Raw genomic sequence first — 18,593 nt, forward strand, 5'->3', positions numbered from 1 at the left:
AAAAGACCCAAGCCCATTTTTTTTGAACTTGAGTCTCAAATTTTAATTTATAGCTGAGTAGTTACCTCGTAATCCCAGTTTCTGATTCTACATATTCATGCTGGCAAGTTACAATTACTTACCTCAACTAATTCCAACTTAGAAGTAGTATCACAGTTATCGACTCTATTTGGAGGTTAGTTAAGATCATATAACTCACATAATTATAAATCGTTAATTATTTCATATTTAATTTTTCTTTGTAATTATCAACAGTTATTTTTTCAACTTTTGAAGAAAAGAAGTTTAGTACTTCTTTCATTTGAGGTATATCAAAACCTTTAATTAGGTTGATAACACTATCTATAATTCTCTTAATAGTTTCGTATCTATATTCTCTAATGATTCAACTACAGATTCATATTCATATGACACTCCGGAGAAAAATAATTTTATTCCTAATTGCTCTGTAGCTGTTAATTTTTCTCTTTTTTGTCTTTCAAATTCAGCTAAATAACCATCTATATATGTTGTTGTTAACATTGATTTTACTGCTTCTACTATTGGATCCATTATAACCTCCTAAAATCCATAATTCATTCCTATTTGGAACATATTTTCATCATCAAATAAGTGTTTGTATTCTCCATATATTCCAAAAGAATTATTCTTTTCTAGTTCAATTCTTAACGAAACATCTTTTCTTGTATCATTATTAGCAAGTTTTAATGTATCAGCAGAAACATTTCTTAATTTTACATCAGTATCATCATAAGGATTTGTAAATTCATGATAGATATTTACTCCAGCTTTTAATGTTACCTTATAATCATTATAATACAAATCTTTTCCAATTTCAAGACCTGCATCACCTTCTACTGATAATTTTTTTGATTTTTCTATTTCAAGTCCATAATTTCCATCTTCTTTTAAGAATCTTGCATTAGATAAGTAAAGTTAGCTTCTAATTTTGGCTTGAAGAAGAAGTAATCAGTATCAAATTTATATGAAGCTATATTTTGAACTCCAATCCACTTATTATCTAAATCTCCTTTAGAATGTCCTTCAACATCTACAAATCTTATATCTCTTTCAAATTCTCCTGAACTAACACCAGCAAATAAGTTATTAGTTAAGCTAAAGTTATTTTTGTTGTATGTATGGTAGATATTTCCTTGGAAGAATGTATCTTCTCTCTTAGCATTGTTTATATCATATTTACTTTCAAGAGTTCCAACATTAGCTATTGCTCCTATTCTTTGAGTTTCTGATAATGCTTTATCAGCTCCAAAGAATACTGCTTTAACATCTTCATCATATCCTGAAAGATTTGAAGATATTATCTACCATAACTTGTTTATTGAAATTAATCATATCTATTGTTTGTCTTGTCATATTTAGATATACATCATTTCCAAATAAGTTATTTGTAGCTTTGTTAAAATCTTTGTTGTTATCTATAGCTTTTAGGTTATTGAATATCTCTTGTCTTAAAACATCTCCATCTACATAATTATTTTTAAGATAATTAGCTATTGTATTATTTTGAACTATTTCATTGAAGTTCTTTCTATCTAGTGTTTTATTCTTTGAATTATAATTATACATTACAGAGTTAGATTTAATTTCTCCATTATGTTCTTTTATAGAGATATTATCTGTATTTTCTTTTATGTTATCAGAATAGTTATCTTTTGTATAATCTCCAGCAAGGTAAATATCTCCATTAACTTTATCAGCTTCAAGTTTTCCATTAACTCCTTGGATAAATTTACCATTTTCAGAAGATATTACTAACTCTTCTTGTTTTGTTTATATTCCTGTAACAGTTCCATAGTTTTCTATATTACCTTTCATAGAAATAATTTCTGTTCCATGAATAGCATCATAATTCCTTTTCCAATAACATACATAGAAATTATTTTATCTTCTATATCAGAAATATCTTTTTGACGTTTGTTTATAATTTGTGGTTCAAAAGTTCCTTCTTTGTCTTGGGGAACTTTGATTTCAGTATCACCATATTTACTAAGAATAATTTTTCTTTTTCTAACATTACGAGCATTAGTAGATTCAGAATGTTCATAAGGATCATACCCAAGATGTTGAGTCATTTCAGCTTCAAGCATTTCTTGAATAGTTCCAGCAAGTAGATCTTTTAAAGCAAAGCATCTTGTATATCTTCAGCAGTCTTAATATCACTAAAGCATTAATGATATTTCTTTTCCCTTTAGTAAGATTAATTCCGTTTCTTCTTTTTCTTTCCATAAAAATATCTTTCTATGAATTTAATTTTATCATAGAAAGATATTTAAAGCATTTATTATTTTAATTTACAGACTTTTCTTCACACCCGGGGAGTGCGGACAATTTCTTGGACAATATTTTTTATATTAATCCAAGACTTTGTCTATACTCCTCAGGACTTTTAAAGCCTAAAGATATTTTTATTCTTTTGCTATTATACCACATTAAATAATCATTTAATATAATTTTAAAGTTTTCTAAGCTAACATTTGACCATTCTCTAGAATAAAACATCTCATTTTTTATTCTACCAAAAAAGCCTTCACAAGCTGAATTATCAGGTGAACACCCTTTCTTAGACATAGAACGAGATATTTTAGCCTCTTTTAACAAATTTATCCACTCTTTCCATCTATAATGACATCCTCTGTCTGTATGAAGTATAGGAGTTTCATTTTCTTTTAATTGAGATATTGCATTTTTTAACATATCATTTACTAGTTTAGAATTAGGAACTTCCCCTATTTCCCAAAAAACTATCTTTCCATCAAAACATTCTATAATTGGTGACAAATATATTTTACCTGCTGGAATAGCAAATTCACTTATGTCTGTTAACCATTTTTCATTTGGTTTACCTGCTTGAAAGTTTCTATTTATTAAATTAGGAACTTCTGGAGAAATTTCTCCTTTATATGAGTTATACTTTCTATATTTTTTTACTTTTATTACTAAACTTTCTGCTTTCATAATTCTGCGGATTATTTTTTCTGAAACTTTTATCCCTTCTCTTTTTAATAGCGCGTGAATCCTTCTATATCCAAAACAACATCTATTTTGTTTAAAAATTTCTTTTATTTGCTTTTTTAAATGAACATATTTATCTGTATAATGATTTTTTTTATGATAATAGTAGCTGCTTTTAGGTAGTTCTAACATCTTAAGAAGCAAAGGTAATGAATATTTATTTTTTAAGGTATCAATCATCATTACCTTCTCTTTGTTTGTCAATTTTTTTAGATTGATACCTTGGTCTTTTTTTAAAACATCAATAGTTTCTTTTAAAATATCTATTTCAAGCTGCATAGAAAATATTTTTTCTTTTAATGATTCTAATTCAGAAAAAGATGATTCTTTTCCTTCTAAAAGTTTTTCTCTTTTAATATTATCTTTCCTATTTATTAATGCTATTTTTCCTTTCAAAAGATATATTTTTCTCCACTGATAAATACTAGCTCTAGAATATCCTATATCTTCTGACACATATTTTACACTTTCTCCTAATTCAAAGCAACGCTTAATAGCATCTAGTTTAGTTTTAATAGGAGGATTTCTAGGATGATAGCTAGAGTTAATGATGATTGGAAGCTTTTTTCTTTCCTTTTGGGGAACATTTTCTTTTTTTATCCACTTATAGAGATTTTCTCTTGTAGGATATCCTAAGATACGGACAGTTTGAGAAACAGACTTACATTGTTGATAAAGCTCCAATGCTTTTTTAATTTGCTCTTTAGAATAGCTCATTTAAACACTCCTAACTAGTCCAAGAAATTGTCCGCACTCCCCCCTCGCAAAAGCTAGGAAAAATTTTTTCCTAGCTAAAAAGTTTGTTGAAAACTTTTAGGAACAGCCCACCCTAGCCCCAAAGAAATTAAAATCCTTAAATTAAAGGTTTTAATTTCTTGTATTTTAAAAGATAAAAGAAATAAATAATTTTTTAAAAAAGAAAAAAGATCCCCCACCCCTCTCCCCAACTTGCAACCTAAAAGACGTTGCAAGTTGCCAAAAAGAAACTTAATAATATTTATATTCTTTTTTGTAATAGAGGATTTTAATTTTATTAAACCTTATAATTAATATTGTTATAAGGGATAGTATTTTATCTAAATTAACTTTTATTATAAGAGCATTTGTGTACAGTAGGCAATTAACATTTAAAAAAGTTCAGTGTAATTTTTTTGTAAAACAAAAAAATTATTTATTATTAAAGTTGCATTTTCACGCTGAAAATGCTAAAATAAAAAGTAGATACTTCACGATTAGGCACTGAAGTGCCTATCGTGAGATAATTACATTATCTAACTCTTGCGAGTGAATTTTTAGTTTTTAGTATTTAGGAATATGGAGGTGAAAAAAGTGGCTATATTTAATATAAGTGTTCAACCAGCAAAGAATAGAAGTCCGATTGAAAGATACGATTATGTATTAAGAATTGGAAAATATTCTCCTGAAAACAATAAAGATAAATATGATGATATCATTTATGGAGAAAATATTAATATGCCATCTTTTTCACAAGATGACCCTAGATATTTTTGGGAATGTGCCGAAGTTTATGAAGATGTAAATGCAAATCTTTTTAGAACAATAGATTTTTCTTTGCCTTATGAACTTTCTGACGAAGAGAATATTGAACTTGCCAAAAAATTTGCAAAAGAATTATTTGGAGAAAGCTATGTATATTCATTAGCTATTCACTCTAAACCAAGCACTGATGAAGATAAAAGAAATATTCATTGCCATATAATGTTTTATGAAAGGGAGCTAGATGGAATTGAGCGTAAAGAGGAATGTTTTTTTAAAAAAGCAAATTCAAAAAATCCATCTTTAGGTGGAGCAAAAAGAAATAGAGAGTGGCATAAATATTCAAAGTTATATTATATTCGTCAAACTTTAGAGTCTATGATGAATGAAAAACTTAAAGAAAAAAATCTAGAGTTAGTATCTTGCAAATCTTTAAAAGTTCAAAGACAAGAAGCTATAGCTGAAGGAAATTTTTTAAAAGCTGAAATGCTTGATAGACCAGCAATTAATTTAAAAAAAGAATATATAGATTATGCTCCAGATAGTGAAGAAAAAACTAAAAACATGAATTTTTTTCAGTACTGTAAAGAAATAAAAAGAATAAAAGAAAAAGAATTTAAATTAAAAAGCGAAAATTTTGAGGAAGAAAATTTAAAGGCGAGAGATAGATATTACAAAGCGTTATTTAAGAAAGAAGGAAGAGAATATACTCCTTCTTATTTTGACGTGGAAAATTTAAAAGAAAATAATATAGAAGAACAAAATATTGAAGAAAACTTAGAAAATGTTTTTGCAAAATCATTAGATAATCATATCTTGTTAGACAAAAAAGAAAGTAGACTTAAACAAATTGAATCTATGACAGATAAGGATATAGAATCAAGAGCTTTAAGTATTTTAACTGGAGGAGAATATCAAAAAAACTTGGAAAAGTTAGTTGAATTAACTAATCTTTATATCAAGCTAGAAGATAAGAGCAAATTTGAATATGCTAAACAAAAATCTGAATTAGAACAATATTTTTTAGGATTAAAAAACAATGAATTTTTCATGCAAAAATTTGAAAAGATGAAAGAGAATATAAGAGATAAATATTCAGTTGAAAAGGAAGAAATACTAAAAGATTTAGAAATTTTAAGGAGTAATCCATTTAAGGATTTTTATATTTCTAATGCTATAGGAAATGCTGAAAGAAGTAGAGTTATATTAACAAATATACTTTCTAATATTGAAAAATTAAAACTTCAAAAAACTGAAATTGATAATAAAGTTAAAGAGTATAAAGAAATAAAATTAAATATAGATTTTAAAGAAAAAGTATATAGAAGTTTAGATCCAGAGATAGCAGATAAATATTTAAGACTTGCTATTTGGAAAAAAGAATTTGAAGGAAGTAGAAGTTTAGATGAGAAAATAGAGCTTTCAAAAAGAATAAAAGCTACTGAATATGAACTTAGAATTTTTGATTTGAATAATGATATAAAGTTAAAAGTTCAAGAGGAGATAAATACTGCAAGATCAGAATATAAAGAGTTAAGACAAACTCAAGATGATACAAATGGTAGATTATCATATTTATATTCTATTATGAAAAAACTAAAAGAGTTGAAAGAGATTGATTTAGTAAAGAAAGAAAAAGAACTTCAAGAACAAAGTAATAAATTAGAAAGTAAATTAGATATATTAGAATATAACATTAAGTTATCTAATTTTAGAAATGATTACGAAAAAGCATTTGATAAAGCTCCAGAAGTAGATGATATAAAAGTTAAGTTATCTGATATTGAAAAGAAAGAGTACAAAAAAGTTGTTCAAGAAAAAATAGAAAATTTGAAAGAGGAAATAGATAATTTAAAATTAAAACTAAAACCTGAAAACTTGTCAGATGAAGATATTAAAACACAAATACTTGATGAATATACTAATGGAGAATATAGTAGAGATTTATCTGTTCTTACTTATTATAAAATTAGAAAAGAAAATGGATTGGTTGTATCTATAGCTAACTTGAAAAAAGTAGAAAGTAGAGTTGAGGAGCTAGAAAAGATGTTTACAATTACTCCAGAAGATATAGAACTTAGAAAGCAAGTTATCCGTGAAAAAAATGTGAAGATTAAATCTCAAATAAATGAAAAAAGTAAAGAGCTAAGTGTGCAATTTAAGTTATTAAATAAATTAAGACTAAATAATATTAGAATACCTAATGTTCGTCGTCATAGAAGTAGCAACTACTCTCCAAAACTAAAAGTTGCTAAGAGTGGAAGGATAGAGTTTGACGATGAGAAAGAAAAAAGAAGAAGAGGTAACGAATGGGAGAGATAGATTCTAAAGAAAGGCAAAAAATACTAAAGAAAAAAAGAGAAATAAGAAATTTAAGAAAAAAGCAAAAGAGAGAAAATGCTAAAAAAAGAAAAGAGAGAAAAATAAAATTGATTAAGCTGGGAACTCTTTTCCGTATACTTGATTTGTTAGATGAAAAACAGGAAATTATGCTTGGATTTTTAGAAAGATATTTAAAATTAACTATGGTGGAAAAAGAAAAATTAAGAGTTATAGGAGATAAAATTTTAAGTGAAAATAAATTAAAAAGTTATGATGATGATTTAAATGATAGAAAAAAAATGTTCTATCTAATGATAAGAAAAGCAGCTCTTTTAGAAAAATTAAATATCCACTTAGAAGACCCAAGAATTATTTTAGGATTTTTAAATAAATATAAGGATTTAACTAAAGATGAAAAACTAAAATTAGAAGAAAGAGGAAAAGAATTATTTACTCCTAGTGAAAAGAAAACTCTTGGAACAACTGAAAATGAAGAAGCAACAGATAAACAGAAGGTTGAAGTATTAGTTTATCTTCAAAATAAAAAAATAGATAGTACAAAATTCTTAAAGGAAAGATACAATACCTCTATTCATGGATTAAAGAGGCTTCAAGCAGAAGAAATATTAAATAATGATTTATAAGAGGGAAGCTAAATAATTCCCTCTTTTTTTCTTCAAAAGACTCTATACAGTATAGAGTCTTTTGAAGAATATAAATTAAAATTTTTAAAAAATTAAAAGTAATGATATTATAAAAATAAACTTGTATATAGATATATAAAAGGTGTTAATTATGAAAAAAAATATTTGGGAAATTGCAGTAGGCTTAAATAAAGTTGATAATTTAAAACCCTCTAAGTATTTGAGAGAGTTAATTGATAAAAAGTTATCTTGTGATGAGATGGAGAAAGAGATTTTAAAGTACTATGGCTTTAGATATCTAACCTCAAAGATAGAAAGAGATCTACGAGAATGTGACTTAGTTTCTATTAGAACAGTAAAGCTTTTAGAGGATAAGGAGTTTAAATTTTCTATTAACTATTTAAAAAAAATTCATAAAAGCTTATTTAGTGATATTCTTAAAAGAAATTATGTTGGAATATTTAGAAACTACAATATCAGTAAGAATGAAAGAGTTTTAAATGGAAACTCTGTGATTTATGCTGATTATAGAGAAATTAGTGAATGTTTGAACTATGATTTTGAAGAGGAGGAAAATATTGATTACACCAAACTTTCTAAAGAAAGACAAGTAAAAAGAATATCTAAATTTACTTCTGCAATATGGCAAGTACACCCATTTATTGAAGGGAATACAAGAACAACTGCCATATTTTTAATTAAATACTTAAAAAAATTAGGTTTTAAGTTAAATGAAGATATTTTTATAGAAAATTCTCTATATTTTAGAAATGCTCTTGTTCTATCTAATTATTCAAATAGAGAATTGAAAATCTCAAATGATTTTAGATTTTTAACTTCATTTTTTATAAAATTAATAGTAAATTATGATGAAAGATTATTGCTAATTAAAGAAGAACTGGAGTAAGATGAAGCAGCGATATAGTGTATTGAGCCTGCTAGAATTTTCTGCTTTACAAGAAGTTTAAAGGTTATTAGAACTGATATACTATATTTAGCAGTGTTATTTTATTTGAAATTTTTTTATAGTTGAGTTATTTTTTTCATAAAGTTATAATATAAATATGAAAAAATATTATTAGTAGTTTGTAAAGAAAAAGTATATGGAGTATAGAATAAAATATTAAGTAAAATACAAAAATAAGATAGTTGGTAGAAAGAGTAAAAGCAAAAAATGAAAAAATTAGCAAAAATAGGAGATAAAATGATTTATGTAACAGGAGATAAACATAGAAATTTCAATGAAATAAAAAAGTTTTGTAAAGAAAACAACACAACTAAAGATGATATTATAATTATTCTTGGAGATGTAGGACTTAACTTTTTTAGCGGGATAAAAGATTGGTCTAAAAAACATTCTGTTGCAAAACTTCCAATTACTCTATTTTGTATTCATGGTAATCATGAACAACGCCCTTTTGCTATTTCAACATATAGAGAAGTTGAAAAGTTTGGAGCAAAAGTATATATGGAAGAGGAATTTGATAATATAATTTTTGCAAAAGATGGAGAAATCTATAACTTTGCTGGACTTAAATGTATGGCAATAGGAGGGGCATATAGTACAGACAAATATTATAGACTTACAAACAATTGGAAATGGTTTAGTAATGAACAACCTAATGATAGAATTAAAAAGTATGTTGAAGATCAATTAGAAAGTACTAACTGGAGTATAGATTTAATTTTTAGTCATACTTGTCCTTTTAAATATCGTCCAATAGAAACATTTTCTAATATTATTGATCTTGATAAGATAGATACTTCTACTGAAGAGTGGTTGCAAAAGATAGAGGATAGATTAAAGTATAAAAAATGGTATTGTGGACATTTTCATATAGAAAAATCTATTGATAAAATAAGATTTGCTTATGATGATATTATAGAATTAAATCCTTTATATTTAAAAGATGAAACTATACATCGAGTTATGATATCTGATTCAAGAAGACGACAAAAAAAATTTTTTGAGTTATGGGAAAAAGAAGTAGCTCCGTATATATCAAAAGATAAATATGAATTTTTTGGTGGAAATGATCTTCTTATAAAGAATTTTAATGAAAAAGATGATGAAATATTAAATAATTTTTTAACTAAATATCATAATTTTTTTAAGTATTTAAAATTAAAGAAGAAATATGATATAAAATATTCACAAGAGAAAGAGATAGTTTTAAAGCATGTGTTTGATTTCTAGTTTTATGGAGAAAAAATGATAAAATTAAATGAAATAGAAGTATGGTTTAATAATAAGAAAAAAATAGGAATAATAAAAAAAGTAAATCAACGACCATATACTACTTCTTTTAGATATGATAAGCAATGGTTAAAAAATGGATTTTCTATTAGTCCTTTTAGTTTACCTTTGGAAGATAAAGAGTATATAGCTAATCCATTTCTTTTTGATGGAATATTTGGAGTATTTGCAGATAGCTTACCTGATAGTTGGGGAAGATTACTTGAAAATGAAATGTTAAGAAGTGCTGGTATAGATCCTGGAGAAATAGACCCAATAAATCGATTGTCTATGATTGGAGAGTTAGGAATGGGTGCTTTAACATATTCTCCTATGCTTGAATTTGATATAGAAGGAAATAATAATATAGATTTAGATAAATTATCTCTATCTTGTAAAGAAATTATAACAGTTGATGATTCAGAATACTTAGATGAACTTTATAAATTGGGAGGATTTTTAGGTGGATCAAAATCAAAGATTCTTATTAAAGTTGATGAAGAGGAATGGATAATAAAGTTTCCATCATTATTAGATAAACCAGGAATAGGTAAACAGGAGTATGATTATTCAATATGTGCTAAAAATTGTGGAATAGATATGCCTGAAACAAGATTATTTTCTTCAGAAATATCTAAAGGTTATTTTGGAATAAAAAGATTTGATAGGGATATGAATAATGAGGGAATACATATGATTACAGCTAGTGCATTATTAGAAGTTTCACATAAATTTCCTAACCTAGATTATATTGATTTATTGAAGCTTACCAAAGAATTAACTTTAAGTGAAGAAGAAATAAAGAAAATGTTTAAGCTGATGTGTTTCAATATCTTTGCTCATAACAGAGATGATCACTCTAAAAATTTCTCATTTATCTATAATAGAAAAGATGATTCTTGGAAACTATCTCCAGCTTATGATCTAATTTATAGTAATTCTTCTATTGGTAAAGAACATGCTACATTAGTAAATGGTAATAGTAGAAATCCTGGAATAAAGGAAATATTAGAAGTTGCTAAGAAAGTAAACTTAGATATAGAGTATGCAGAAAATATAGCTTTGAACATAAAAAGAGTAGTAGAAAGAGAATTAAAAGAGTATTTAAGTTAAAAGATATTTTTGTAAAAAATGAATAAAGTAATGTATAATATTCTTATAAATAGAATGTGGAGGAATCCTTAATATGAATAATTATGGAAATCTTATAAAAAAATTTAGAGAAGAAAGAAGTCTTTCTCAAAATGAATTAGCTAAAAAAGCAGAAGTTGGGAATGGAACTATAGGAGATATTGAAAGAGGGGCAAGAAAAGGAAAAATTTCAACATTAGATAAAATAGCAAAAGCTTTAAGTTTAACAGAAGAAGAAAGAATGAAACTAGAGAATGCTTTTATGGGAAGGAATATAAATATTTTAGGTGATAAAAGAGTAGAAAACTTGAGTAAGAAAGAATTATCTCAATATGAAAAAGTTATAAATGAAGCTTATATATTTTTTAATGATAAATCCTCAACAGAAGAAGAGAAACAAAAGTTATTGATGGCAATAAATGAAATATTTTTTATGAGTAAAGAGATTAATAGAAAAAAATAATTTTTTATAAAATAAACTAAAGATTTTAAGCTATACTTAAATTTTAGAAATAAGATGAAAGTATGGCTTTTTATTTATTAAAATAATTTCTTGACATGCTCTGAAAAACAGAGTATAATTTTAACAGAAGATATATCTTTTATAATTGCAGAAACTAAGTATAGAAAATATTTTATTAAAGCTTCTAGAATTATATTTTTTTATAGAGATTTAAATTTTTTTATTTAAAAAACTCTGAAAAACAGAGAAAAAAATGTTGCTTAAAGGAGGACAAATGAAAAAAAATGTACTGATTACATATGGAAAAAATAGAACTGTAAATTCTGCTACAATATTTTTTACTAAAAATAATTTAGGATTGCTTAAAATAACTTCAGAAACTAAAGAAGTTATTATAGAGTATAAAAATGATATTTTAACTATATATCCTTTTAAAGAAGGAATAATAGCTGAAAAATATACTAAGGGAGAAACAATAATTTATTTGAAGTCTTATATAAAACTTGAATATAATAAACAAAGAAGTAAATTTCAGTTTCAAATCCCATATGAGATAATAAAAAATTGGAACTTAGGAGAAAATAAACATGTTGATTTAAAATTAGAAAAAGATAGACTTGTATTTAAAAGATATAAAGAGCAAAAACCAAGATATGAATATAGACCTGAATATATAAGAAATACTATTCCGATTATAAATATAAAATCTATAACAGGAGGAGTAGGAAAAACTTTTTTTGCTAGTTCTATTGGCACAGGATTAGCAGTAGCAGGATATAAAGTTTTAATACTGACAACAGATCCAAATAATAACCTTTTAGATATGTTGTTACCTGTAGAAGAGACTAAAGATGAAATGAAATACTATTCATTTGATGATAAAGAAATACAAATAGATAGTAAAACTAAAGGGCTAAAATATTGGATTAAAAATGGAACAGGTGAAATTATTAATTTAAGAGAAAATGTAGATTTTATTCCTTTTGAAAGTCTTTTTGAAGATAAAAAAATATTTGAACAAAATATAGGAAAGTTTCTATATTCTTTAAAAGGGAAATATGATTATATAGTTATTGATTCTAATTCTGCTCAAGGAATTGATGAGATAATTTTAAATTATACTAAAAAGCTTGTTATACCATGTTCTGGTGATAGATTTTCTTTTAAAGGATTAATACAAGCAATTCAGGAATTAGGAGTTGATAGAATAGCTGTAATAGCCTTTAATAGATATTTGGATAGCATAGTTGAAAAGGAATATTATCAAAAAATAAAAGAAAAGTTAAAAGGAAAAGGGGTATTTTTAAATATACCTGTGAGAGAATTAGCTGCTATTAAGAAATTGATTCATCAAAATAAAACTATTTGGGAATCAACAGATCAAAGATTAGCAGAAGTACAAATAGTTTTTAAAGAAATTTTAAAAAGATTAGTTTATCAATGTTCTGTTTAGTTTAAATTTTTATAATGATAAAGAATAATTAATCATAATGTTATTTAAAATAAAATGATATAATTAAAAATAAAGGAGAGTGAAGAAATGAAAAAAATTCCTATAGGAATAGATGATTTTAAAGAAATTAGAACTGAAAATTATTTTTATATAGACAAAACAAAACTTATAGAAGATATATTGAATGATGGAGCTTTAGTAAAATTGCTTTGCTGTCCAAAAAAATTTGGGAAAACTTTAAATATGTCTATGCTGAAATATTTTTTTGATATAAGAGGAGCAGAAGAAAATAGAAAACTATTTAATAATCTCTATATAGAAAATTCACCATTAATAACAAAACAAGGAAAATATCCGATAATATTTTTAGATATGAAAGGAATTGAAGGGAATACTTTTGAGGAATTTTTAGAACAATTAAGGCAGAAATTTAGTAATTTATTTAAAGAATACATTGATATTTTTGACAAACTAGATGAATTTTCTAAATTGACTTTTAAGAAATATATATCTAGAGATCATGAGGGATTATACTATGCACTTTATCATTTAATCAAGATTTTAAAAGAATATTATAAAAAAAATGTAATAGTTATATTGGATAATTATGATGAACCACTAATCAAAGCTACTGAAAAAGGATTTTGTAAAGAAGCTACTATGTTTTTTGGTACTTTGTATGGAAGTGCATTAAAAACTAATAGTAACTTACAGCAAGGAATATTAGTAGGAACTTTTACAGCTGCTGAACTTCAATTAATACCAGATTTAAATAATGTATGTGAAAATACAGTTTTTTCATCATATAAATATAAAGGATATTTTGGACTAGAAGAAGATGAAGTAAAAATAGCTTTAGAAAGTTATAATTTAGAATCAAATTTAAAAGAAGTAAAAGAATGGTATGGAGGATATAAATTAAAAAATAAAGAAATTTATAATACATATAGCATTTTAAAATATTTAGAAAATAGAAAAGTAGGACTTTATTGGACAAAAATTTATGAAAATAGTCTAATAGAAAAATTGAGTGAAAAAATTATAAAAGAAGTAAATAGAAGATTAAAATATTTGTTTGAGGCTAAAGAGACCTATTTATATTTAAGCTTTTTTAGAAATTTAGAAGAAATGATAAATGAAGTAAATGAAAATGAAATATTTTTAATGATGTTGTATGATGGATACTTAACTATAAAAGAAAAAGTTGGAGATTGTAGCTATTCAGTAAAGCTTCCTAATAAAGAGATTCAATTATTTTTCAATTTATTTTTTCATAAATAATTTAATAAAATAGATTTAACTTTTGGTAGAGGTGATTTATGGAATATATAGAGATGTTAGAGAATATATTAGAAAAGAGTAGTTTGGGAAATTATTATGTTGTGTATTTTCCAATAAAGAAAGAGTATGTTATAGTTGATGACTATATGGAAGCTAATAAATATAGAGAAGGGGTATACCATTTAGCAAAAAAATTTACCAGTAAAGAAGAGGCTATTAAATGGGCTGAAGCTTGTAAGAATGAAGATATACATTTTCCAGAGAAAAAAAGATTCTATGCTATATATTTTAACGATACTCAAGAGGGAGTTATATTAACAGATCCTGAAGAAGTTAATAGAATCCTGTATAAACGTTCAGCTTTTTGTCGAAAATTTTTCTTAAAAGAAGATGGTTTAGAATGGATAGAATTAGTTAAGCACCAAGGTAAAGATGTTATTCCAGAAAAGAAAAATAACTCTAAAGGAAAGAAGAAAAAATATTATGGTATTTATTTTATAGAAACAGGAGAAGGGATAATCTTAGATTCTTCAACAGATGTAGCTAAAACAGTCCAAAATAAGGCATCTTATTGTAGAAAATTTGATTCAGAAGAAAAAACTTTAAAATGGTTGGAGATAGTTAAGAAAACTGGTAAAAATATTGAGCCTGAAACTGTTAAAGTATATGAAAATATACCTAGATTACAAATGTTAGGTGAAAAATATTATGGAGTATACTTAATTGAATCTTAGAAAACATTTATAACAAAATCTCTTGAAGAAGCTAATTTAGCTTTAAAAGAGGAAAAAGGATTAGTAAAGAGATTTAAAAAGGAAAAAGATGCTATAAATTGGATAATTCAATGTGAAAATAACAAAAGAGTCTATTATGCTATATTTTTTATAGAAGAGTTAAAAAGTATAATTGCTTTTGATCTTGAAATGGTAGAACTACTTATCAAAGATAAAGCTAATATTAATAGAGCTTTTGAAACAGTTAAAGAAGCGAATAATTGGTTGAGAAATATAGAATATTATTATACTGAAGAAATGGGAAAATTGTTAAAAGAAGATACTATATTCTTTGATGTTGGAACTGGAAGAGGAATAGGAGAAGAAGTTAGAGTTACAGACTTTTTAGGAAACTCTATAATAGAAAAATTACCAGAGTATAGAGAGTTAGTAAATGAGTATGGAAATTATAATCTAGGAAAGATTAATAATGTTACATATGGAGAACTTTATGGATTTTATTTGGCATTATTAATAGCCTTAGAAAATAATATTTATAAAATTGCAGGGGACAATACAACTGTAATTAATATTTGGAGTAAAGGTGAGGGAATAACTTCTAAAATACTTCCTTATGAGCTAGAATTAATTAATAAAGTAAGTGTATTGAGAAAAGAGTTCGAAGAAAAAGGGGGAGAAATTTTCTATATTAACGGAGGGTTAAATCCAGCTGACTTAGGTTTTCATCAGAAGAAAAGGAAGAATATCAAAACTCTATTTGCTAATTATAATGAAAATTATGAAAAAGAAAATATTGATTGGTGAGAAGTAATAGCCAAAGAAATAAAATGAGATAAAATTGTAATTATTTTTAATAAAAAATTGCATTCTCCATTAAAAAAATGATAAAATTTATGTATTACAATGTTTTTTTAAATAAATAATCTTTATAAGAAAGGGGTGTGACTATGAAGAAATTACTTCCTGATGGAATAAGCGACTTTAAAACTTTAATAGAAAATAATTATTATTATGTAGATAAAACTCCTTTTATAAGTGAGATTGGAAAAAATGTAGGTAAAACACTTCTTTTTACCCGTCCAAGGCGTTTTGGGAAAACTCTTAATATGTCAATGTTAAAATATTTCTTTGATGTAAGAGAGGCTGAAGAAAATAGAAAGTTATTTAAGGGGTTAGAAATACAAAAATCATCTTATTTTAAAGAACAGGGAAAATATCCTGTAATTTTTATATCAATGAAGGACATCAAGGGAAATACTTGGGAAAAGCTTTTTAAAAATTTAAAAATAAAAATATCTCATCTTTTTTCTGAATATAGATTTTTGCTAAAAGAAGTAGATAAAATAGATTCTGATTTTTTGGAAAAAATAATATTTAATGACACTGTAGAAGAAAGTGTTTTAGAGAACTCTTTGTCTATTTTTGCTAATATTTTAAAAAGATATTATAATCAAAAAGTAATAATTTTAATAGATGAGTATGATACCCCTTTAATATCAGCTTACAGATATGGCTATTATAAAGAAGCTAAAAACTTTTTCAGTGGATTTTATTCTTCAGCATTAAAAGATAATAATGTTCTTCAAGTAGGAGTAATAACAGGGATAATAAGAGTTGTAAGAGCTGGAATATTTTCAGACTTAAATAATCTAAAAGAGTATACTATTTTAAATAAGGAATATGATGAATATTTTGGATTTTTAGAAGAAGAAGTAAACAATGCTTTAAAATATTATGAAATAGATTTTAAATTAGATGAAGTACATTCTTGGTATAATGGATATAAATTTGGAGATAAAAAAATATATAATCCTTGGAGCATATTAAATTTTTTATCAACAAAAGAATTTAAAAGTTATTGGATAGATACATCAGATAACTATTTAATAAAAGATATTCTTAAATCAGCTGATAGAGAAACTTTTGATAAATTAAACAATTTATTGTTTGGAAAAAAAGTAGAAGAAGAAATTACAGGGAAATCAACACTTCAAGAAGTGTTAGAAGCACATGATTTATGGGAGCTGCTGCTATTTTCTGGATATTTAACTATTGATAAAAAAATAGAAGATGATATTTATAGTGTTAAGATTCCAAATAATGAAGTTAAGAAATTTTTTAAAGATAGTTTTATAGAAATTTCTTTTGGTACAAATTTAACTTTTAAAAGGTTAATAAAAACCTTATTAAATAACAATATAGAGGATTTTGAAAAGAATCTTCAAGAAATACTTTTAAAATATATGAGCTTCTATGATGTATCAAATATAGAAAAAGTATACCACAGCTTTATCTTAGGTCTTATGATCCATCTTGAAGGGAGATATCATATAAATTCTAATAGAGAAGGTGGACTTGGAAGATATGATATAGCAATAGAGCCTTTAAATAAAAATTTAAGAGGATTTATTTTAGAATTTAAGGTAGCTGATTCTGAAGAAACTCTTGAACAGAAGGCAGATGAAGCTTTAGAGCAGATAAAAGATAAAAAGTATTACATAGAATTAGAAAAAAGAGGTATAAAGGAAATGACATTTTTAGGAATAGCATTTTATAAGAAACTTCTGAAAATTAAAAGTTCTGAGGATTAATTTAGATATTTTAATAAAGTTTTGAACTGTACTTATGATCTTAATTATTAAGATTTTAAGTACAGTTTTTTTATAAAATTATAAAAAAGCGAAATTAACTTATTTGCTGTAATATTAATTGACTTTTTTATCTTTAAAATGTATTATTATCATATAAAAAGTATTATTTAAAATATAAAATTTTAACTAAAAAATGAAAAAAGGGGTATTGGGTATGAAAAAAATGATTACATTATTAGCTGTCATTGCTGCTTGTTCTTCATGTGCAAACTTAAATTCTAAAAATGGTGATAGTACTTTAGATAGAAAAAGCTATAGTAATATCTTAAATATTCATGGAAATCCTAAAGAGTATACTTATTTTAAACCAATAAAAGAGACAGATAAAAGTGGAACAAACTATATTAATAGCTTTATTGATTTAGGGGCTTGGCATGGTTATTACCAACCAGATGTAAAAGAATATAAACTATATGGGGGATTTGCAGGACCTTTCTATATTGCTGAAGAGTATGCTGTAAATCTTTCAGACTCTTTTAATAAAATATCTATTGAAAATGCTGTAACTAAAGAGAGATATGATCTTGCTAAAAGTGAGGCAACTTTTAACTATTATCCTGGTAAATTAGAACAAAAATATGTTTTAAAAGATTTTACTTTAAAACTAGAACTTATATTTGTAAGCAATAGAAGTGCTTTAATAAAAAGTGAGATTATAAATACTTCTGGAAAAGAGCTAAATTTAAATCTTAATTGGATAGGAAATATGTACAATGAATATCAAAATTGGAGTGATAAAGAAAACAGGTATAAGAGTACAAAATTAAATAACTCTCTTGAAAAAACTGATACAGGAGTTAAGGTTAATTTTGTAAACAGAAGAGACACTTGGGATTATTTAATTAAAGATGGGGCAGAGTTTAAAATAACACATAGCTCTAATGTAGATACAAAAATTGTTGGAGATAGTTATACTAGCCAATTAGATACAATCTCAATATCTCCTGATAAAAACTTTACTCATTATATGACTGAAACTTTTACATTTACTGAAGTTGAAGCCAAAGAAGAGATTGAAAATATTAAAGTTGCTTTAAAAGATCCAGAAAAAGCTTTTGCATCTAATGAAAAAAGATGGAACGGATACTTAAATAGAGCTATTGACAAATCTGGTGAAAGATACAATAAAATTGCAGTAAAAGCTATTG

The 18,593-nt window shown here is 25.2% G+C and carries 19 protein-coding genes; 12 read left to right on the forward strand and 7 right to left on the reverse strand.

The window, feature by feature from the left end:
• Window positions 1-342 precede the first annotated feature (342 nt).
• From I6E31_10710 to I6E31_10740, 7 genes are all read right to left on the reverse strand, one after another.
• Complete coding sequence (locus I6E31_10710; GenBank protein ID MCF2640437.1) at window positions 343-552, reverse strand: hypothetical protein; 210 nt, start codon at window positions 550-552, stop codon at window positions 343-345.
• A gap of 9 nt (window positions 553-561) precedes the next feature.
• On the reverse strand, window positions 562-882 hold the full coding sequence (locus I6E31_10715; protein ID MCF2640438.1) for an autotransporter domain-containing protein: 321 nt from the start codon (window positions 880-882) through the stop codon (window positions 562-564).
• 26 nt (window positions 883-908) lie between these two features.
• Window positions 909-1,322, reverse strand: a complete 414-nt coding sequence (locus I6E31_10720; protein MCF2640439.1) for an autotransporter domain-containing protein — start codon at window positions 1,320-1,322, stop codon at window positions 909-911.
• A complete protein-coding gene (locus tag I6E31_10725) occupies window positions 1,294-1,587 on the reverse strand; it encodes a hypothetical protein (GenBank protein MCF2640440.1) in 294 nt (97 codons plus the stop codon). Before I6E31_10725 ends, I6E31_10720 begins: the two co-directional genes overlap by 29 nt.
• 245 nt (window positions 1,588-1,832) lie before the next feature.
• Window positions 1,833-2,108 carry a transposase gene (locus I6E31_10730; protein ID MCF2640441.1) on the reverse strand — a complete coding sequence of 92 codons (276 nt, stop codon included), beginning with the start codon at window positions 2,106-2,108 and terminating at the stop codon, window positions 1,833-1,835.
• A complete protein-coding gene (locus tag I6E31_10735; GenBank protein MCF2640442.1) occupies window positions 2,101-2,247 on the reverse strand; it encodes a hypothetical protein in 147 nt (48 codons plus the stop codon). Before I6E31_10735 ends, I6E31_10730 begins: the two co-directional genes overlap by 8 nt.
• Window positions 2,248-2,367: 120 nt before the next feature.
• A complete protein-coding gene (locus I6E31_10740) occupies window positions 2,368-3,750 on the reverse strand; it encodes an IS3 family transposase (GenBank protein ID MCF2640443.1) in 1,383 nt (460 codons plus the stop codon).
• Window positions 3,751-4,362: 612 nt separating this feature from the next.
• Here I6E31_10740 and I6E31_10745 point away from each other — a divergent pair.
• The 12 genes from I6E31_10745 to I6E31_10800 form a co-directional block, all read left to right on the forward strand.
• Window positions 4,363-6,852 (forward strand): MobA/MobL family protein, encoded by a 2,490-nt coding sequence (locus I6E31_10745; GenBank protein MCF2640444.1) that lies wholly within the window; start codon window positions 4,363-4,365, stop codon window positions 6,850-6,852.
• Entirely contained in the window at window positions 6,840-7,496 is a 657-nt protein-coding gene (locus I6E31_10750) for a hypothetical protein (GenBank protein ID MCF2640445.1), read from the forward strand. The genes I6E31_10745 and I6E31_10750 overlap by 13 nt, the downstream gene beginning before the upstream one ends.
• A gap of 151 nt (window positions 7,497-7,647) precedes the next feature.
• The gene (locus tag I6E31_10755) at window positions 7,648-8,403 is read left to right on the forward strand and encodes a Fic family protein (GenBank protein MCF2640446.1); all 756 of its coding nucleotides are present in this window, start codon (window positions 7,648-7,650) and stop codon (window positions 8,401-8,403) included.
• 267 nt (window positions 8,404-8,670) lie between these two features.
• Window positions 8,671-9,693 (forward strand): metallophosphoesterase, encoded by a 1,023-nt coding sequence (locus I6E31_10760; GenBank protein ID MCF2640447.1) that lies wholly within the window; start codon window positions 8,671-8,673, stop codon window positions 9,691-9,693.
• A 15-nt stretch (window positions 9,694-9,708) separates the two neighbouring features.
• A complete protein-coding gene (locus I6E31_10765) occupies window positions 9,709-10,845 on the forward strand; it encodes a type II toxin-antitoxin system HipA family toxin (protein ID MCF2640448.1) in 1,137 nt (378 codons plus the stop codon).
• Between the two features lie 73 nt (window positions 10,846-10,918).
• On the forward strand, window positions 10,919-11,326 hold the full coding sequence (locus I6E31_10770) for a helix-turn-helix transcriptional regulator (GenBank protein ID MCF2640449.1): 408 nt from the start codon (window positions 10,919-10,921) through the stop codon (window positions 11,324-11,326).
• A gap of 274 nt (window positions 11,327-11,600) precedes the next feature.
• Complete coding sequence (locus I6E31_10775; protein ID MCF2640450.1) at window positions 11,601-12,779, forward strand: ParA family protein; 1,179 nt, start codon at window positions 11,601-11,603, stop codon at window positions 12,777-12,779.
• 87 nt (window positions 12,780-12,866) lie between these two features.
• Window positions 12,867-14,060: an AAA family ATPase gene (locus I6E31_10780; GenBank protein MCF2640451.1), complete on the forward strand. Its 1,194-nt coding sequence runs from the start codon at window positions 12,867-12,869 to the stop codon at window positions 14,058-14,060.
• A 38-nt stretch (window positions 14,061-14,098) separates the two neighbouring features.
• A complete protein-coding gene (locus I6E31_10785; GenBank protein ID MCF2640452.1) occupies window positions 14,099-14,794 on the forward strand; it encodes a hypothetical protein in 696 nt (231 codons plus the stop codon).
• Window positions 14,795-14,983: 189 nt separating this feature from the next.
• Complete coding sequence (locus tag I6E31_10790) at window positions 14,984-15,598, forward strand: ribonuclease HI (GenBank protein ID MCF2640453.1); 615 nt, start codon at window positions 14,984-14,986, stop codon at window positions 15,596-15,598.
• Between the two features lie 143 nt (window positions 15,599-15,741).
• Window positions 15,742-17,385 carry an AAA family ATPase gene (locus I6E31_10795; protein ID MCF2640454.1) on the forward strand — a complete coding sequence of 548 codons (1,644 nt, stop codon included), beginning with the start codon at window positions 15,742-15,744 and terminating at the stop codon, window positions 17,383-17,385.
• Between the two features lie 214 nt (window positions 17,386-17,599).
• Window positions 17,600-18,593, forward strand: a 994-nt coding sequence (locus tag I6E31_10800) for a hypothetical protein (protein ID MCF2640455.1), incomplete at its 3' end; no start/stop codon positions are given.

Origin of the sequence: Fusobacterium varium, from assembly GCA_021531615.1 — a bacterium.
In the GTDB taxonomy this organism is placed as follows: domain Bacteria; phylum Fusobacteriota; class Fusobacteriia; order Fusobacteriales; family Fusobacteriaceae; genus Fusobacterium_A; species Fusobacterium_A varium_C.